Source organism: Paenibacillus darwinianus, assembly GCF_000598065.1.
GTDB lineage: Bacteria > Bacillota > Bacilli > Paenibacillales > Paenibacillaceae > Paenibacillus_I > Paenibacillus_I darwinianus.
In genome coordinates, this window is record NZ_KK082181.1 from 1 (window position 1) to 3,947 (window position 3,947).

4 protein-coding genes are annotated in these 3,947 nt (G+C 55.3%); 3 read left to right on the forward strand and 1 reads right to left on the reverse strand.

All coding sequences use genetic code 11. The features are described 5' to 3' along the window. On the reverse strand, window positions 1-1,446 hold a 1,446-nt coding region (locus BG52_RS11160; RefSeq protein ID WP_036667272.1), incomplete at its 3' end, for a degradosome RNA helicase CshA. A gap of 172 nt (window positions 1,447-1,618) precedes the next feature. Here BG52_RS11160 and BG52_RS11165 point away from each other — a divergent pair. The 3 genes from BG52_RS11165 to BG52_RS11175 all read left to right on the forward strand — a co-directional run. Beyond that, window positions 1,619-2,446 carry a YitT family protein gene (locus tag BG52_RS11165; RefSeq protein WP_036585245.1) on the forward strand — a complete coding sequence of 276 codons (828 nt, stop codon included), beginning with the start codon at window positions 1,619-1,621 and terminating at the stop codon, window positions 2,444-2,446. A 143-nt stretch (window positions 2,447-2,589) separates the two neighbouring features. Beyond that, window positions 2,590-2,784, forward strand: a complete 195-nt coding sequence (locus BG52_RS11170) for a hypothetical protein (RefSeq protein WP_036585247.1) — start codon at window positions 2,590-2,592, stop codon at window positions 2,782-2,784. Between the two features lie 253 nt (window positions 2,785-3,037). After that, window positions 3,038-3,947, forward strand: a 910-nt coding sequence (locus BG52_RS11175) for a putative glycoside hydrolase (protein ID WP_036667274.1), incomplete at its 3' end; no start/stop codon positions are given.

A 3,947-nucleotide genomic window follows, 5' to 3' on the forward strand; every position in this document is an offset into this window, starting at 1 on the left:
GCTTCCACCGCTTCCACCGCTGCCGCCGCGATAGCTCCCGCCGCTTCCGCTGCGGTTGCCGCCGCCGAACGGTCCGCCCGAGAAGCGGCGTCCGCTTGAACGCACATCGGGCTTCCGCTTCTTGGCGCGAATCGGATCCTCAGGCGTCAATTCGATGCTGACGTCCTTCTTCTCGCCGGTCAACAGCTTCATCGCGGCCGCCAGGAGATGCACGGAATCGTACTGCTCCAGCAATTGAATCGACAGGCCTTTATATTCTTGAATCTCATCGTTCTGAACGACCTCGATCAGGCGCTCGGCGGTCAGACGCTGTTTGCCCTCGATCGCTTCGGCAATGCTTGGAAGCGGCTTGCGCGCGATCTTCTGGCGGGTAACCTTCTCGATAAAGTGCAAATGATCTAGCTCACGCGGCGTAACGAACGACCAGGCCGTTCCTTCCTTGCCCGCGCGTCCCGTCCGGCCGATCCGGTGAACGTAGCTCTCGGGATCCTGCGGCAGGTCGAAGTTGATGACGTGGGTGACGCCCGAAACGTCAAGGCCGCGAGCCGCCACATCCGTTGCGACCAGCACATCGATGCTGCCGTCGCGGAATTTGCGCATAACGGCGTCGCGCTGGTTCTGAGACAGGTCGCCGTGCAAGCCGTCCGCCGAGTAGCCGCGCTTCTGCAGCGCTTCGCTCAACTCGTCGACGCGGCGCTTCGTACGTCCGAATACGATAGCGAGCTCCGGCGACTCCATGTCGAGCAGCCGGCTGATTGCTTCGAATTTCTGGCGTTCATGGACTTCAATGTATGCCTGCTCGATCGAAGGCGCCGTAATGTTCTTCGGAATAACCGAGACATGCTCCGGATTGCGAAGGAATTGCTGCGCCAGCTTCTGGATATTAGGGGGCATCGTAGCGGAGAACAGCATCGTCTGGCGCTCTTCCGGCACCAAACTCAGAATGCTCGTAATGTCCTCCATAAAGCCCATATCCAGCATTTCGTCCGCCTCGTCAAGCACAACGGTCTGCACGTCGTCCAGCTTGATCGTCTTGCGGTTGATATGGTCGAGCAGCCGTCCCGGCGTACCGATAATAATATGCGGTCGCTTCTTCAGGGCGCGGATTTGCCGCCCGATTTCCTGACCGCCGTAAATCGGCAGCGTCCGGACGCCCTTGTAGCGGGCCAGCTTGCCGATTTCATCGGCCACTTGAATTGCGAGCTCACGCGTCGGCGTCATAATAAGGGCGACAATCCGCTCCTCGCTGACGGGTATTTTGTTAATGAGCGGAATGCCGAAGGCAGCCGTCTTACCCGTACCTGTTTGTGCTTGTCCGATCAGGTCCGTGCCGGACAGCGCGATCGGAATGGCTTTGTCTTGAATCGGGGTCGACTCTTCGAAGCCCAATTCTGTGATAGCCTGCAGCACTTTCGCTTCCAGGCCAAATTCAGCAAATGTTTTCAAACTTTCTCATGCTCCTTTTTTCTCTGTGCGTTCTTCTTGAAAATATCCCAATCATTATAGCACAGTTCGGAATGTGAATACCAGCGAACGGTAATTGGGGAACCTAATTCTATTTCCCGGCGGCACATGTCCGTTCCACACACTCGCACGGATCAGAAAGGGGATCACCTCCATGAACGCCTTACGCTCGGCAGGCTCATTAGCGGGCTTAACGGTCGGCGCTTTTCTAATCGCCTTCGGTTTTAATCTGTTACTCATCCCTCATCAACTGCTGAGCGGTGGATTGTCAGGCGTCGCGATGATGCTCGCTTATGCGACCGGCCGGCCCGTCAGTCTACTCTACTTCGCGCTCAATGTGCCCGTTCTCATCTGGGGATGGTTCGTCCTTGGCCGCCCCTTCGTGCTGTGGAGCATCTATTCGGTAACGGCGGCGACCTTTCTCATGCAGCTTATCCCGGTAAGCCCGCTCGTCACCGACCCGATCCTGGGTGCCGTATTCGGCGGCGTCGTTTTCGGCTTCGGGAGCGGCTTTTCCCTTCGGTTCGGCGGATCGTCCGGCGGCTTCGACGTCATCGCCTCCATCGTCACCCGCAAGCGCGACATTCCGGTGGGCATGCTGCTCTTTCTGCTCAACGGAGCGGTCATCGGCGCGCTCGCGCTGCAATCGGGAGACTGGGACATCGTCCTGTATTCCATGCTCTCGATTTTCACCGCGGGCAAGGTGATCGACCTCGTTCATATCCGTCACGTAAAGGTGACCGCTTTTATTATTACCCGCGAAACTGAAAAATTGTTGGACAAATTGCTTAAGCTTGAACGCGGCGTGACCGTCATCCGGACAAGAGGCGCCTATGATCGCACGGAGAAAGACATGCTGATGACCGTAACGACCCGTTACGAATTGGCCGCGCTGCGCAGAACCGTCCGGACACTCGATCCAAAGGCGTTCGTGAACATCGTTGAAACTGTAGGGATTATCGGGGAATTCCGCCGGATCTGACGGCCGGAAGCGAACGTTCACGGCGGATCGACCTATTTTTTTTGTTCGAATGCTGATATAATGGTGATGTCCCATAAGCGCGTGTTTCTTGCCCTGCGTTTTACCCGTATTCTTGAAAACATTCGAGGAAAGGGTGATGCAAGATGGATCTGGAAACCGTAACGTTATCTCGGATTGTGGAAAAGTTGGCGCCGGAATTGGTCCCCTTCCTTACCGAGCGGGAGCTGAACATGAACATCGTCCTCCGTGAAGGGCTGGCCGTGCTGGCGCCGGAAGACGCGATTGAAATCGTGCAGCACAGCATTTATGAAAATCAGAAGCAGGTCATGCTGCATTAACATGAGAGCATACGTACGAAGCTCGACGGGAACGATATCGTTCCCGTTATTTTTTTGCCTGTTCCGTCGTTGCGCCGTCCGCAGCCGTCCTATGCCGCATCGGCTCCGCATACAATAGCTTTAACGGCGAGTATAGCCCGAAGAACGCTCAACAAAACCCAACAACTTTTTACGAATCCTACGAAATACCTGTGTCTGACACTCCCGATCTGTTTTATAATTTAAGAGACTCGAGTGATAGGGAGAGGACAACATGGATTTGGTCATTGCGTTAATGCTGCTCGTTTTCGGCATATCGGGCGGTAATGCCGGCCAACCGTCGGCTGTTGCCGATATGCTGGTCAAAGCGGGCAAAGGAAGTCAAGTGGCAACGGCGCCGTCAGGCGCAGTAACGGATGCGGGCGTAAGCTCGAACGGCAAAAACGGCAAGACGAACGGCAAACCTGCCGAGTATGTAAAAACAGACCCCCAACCCGACGCTCCGAAGGTGAAAGGCATTTACGTAACGGCCCACAGCGCGGGCGGCTCGCGTATGGAAACACTGCTTAAGTTGGTGAAGGACACCGAGCTTAACAGCATGGTCATCGATATCAAAGACGATAACGGCTATATTACGTATCCAACTGACAATCCCGAATTGCTCAAGCTCGGCACGGCGCAGAAGTATATTGGCGACGCAAGCAAGCTGATGAACCGGTTGAAGGCGGATAATGTGTACCCCATCGCCCGGATTGTCGTTTTTAAGGATACGGTACTCGCCAAGAAAAAACCGGAGCTGTCCTTCCGCAAAGGAGACGGAACGGTTTGGACGAACGGCAAGGGCGAAAGCTTCGTCAATCCGTACCGCAAGGAAGTATGGGACTACAATATTGCAATCGCCAAAGAAGCGGCGAAGCTTGGCTTCAAGGAAATCCAGTTCGATTACGTGCGTTTCCCGGAAGGCTTTGAGAAGAAAGCCGACTTCCTGAAGTACGACAAGACGAAGGAAAGCCGCGTCGACGTCGTTGCCAGCTTCGTCAAGTATGCGAAGCAGCAGCTTGAGCCGCTCGGTATTCGCGTATCGGTCGATATATTCGGTTATGCCGCTTCCGTGCCGGCGGCCGAAGGCATCGGTCAGGATTTTGTGAAAATATCCAAATATGTCGACGTAATCAGCCCGATGG

Coding starts and splice junctions, on each gene's coding strand:
- BG52_RS11165 (WP_036585245.1), top strand. CDS start 1,619: ATGAACGCCTTACGCTCGGCAGGCTCATTAGCGGGCTTAACGGTCGGC.
- BG52_RS11170 (WP_036585247.1), top strand. CDS start 2,590: ATGGATCTGGAAACCGTAACGTTATCTCGGATTGTGGAAAAGTTGGCG.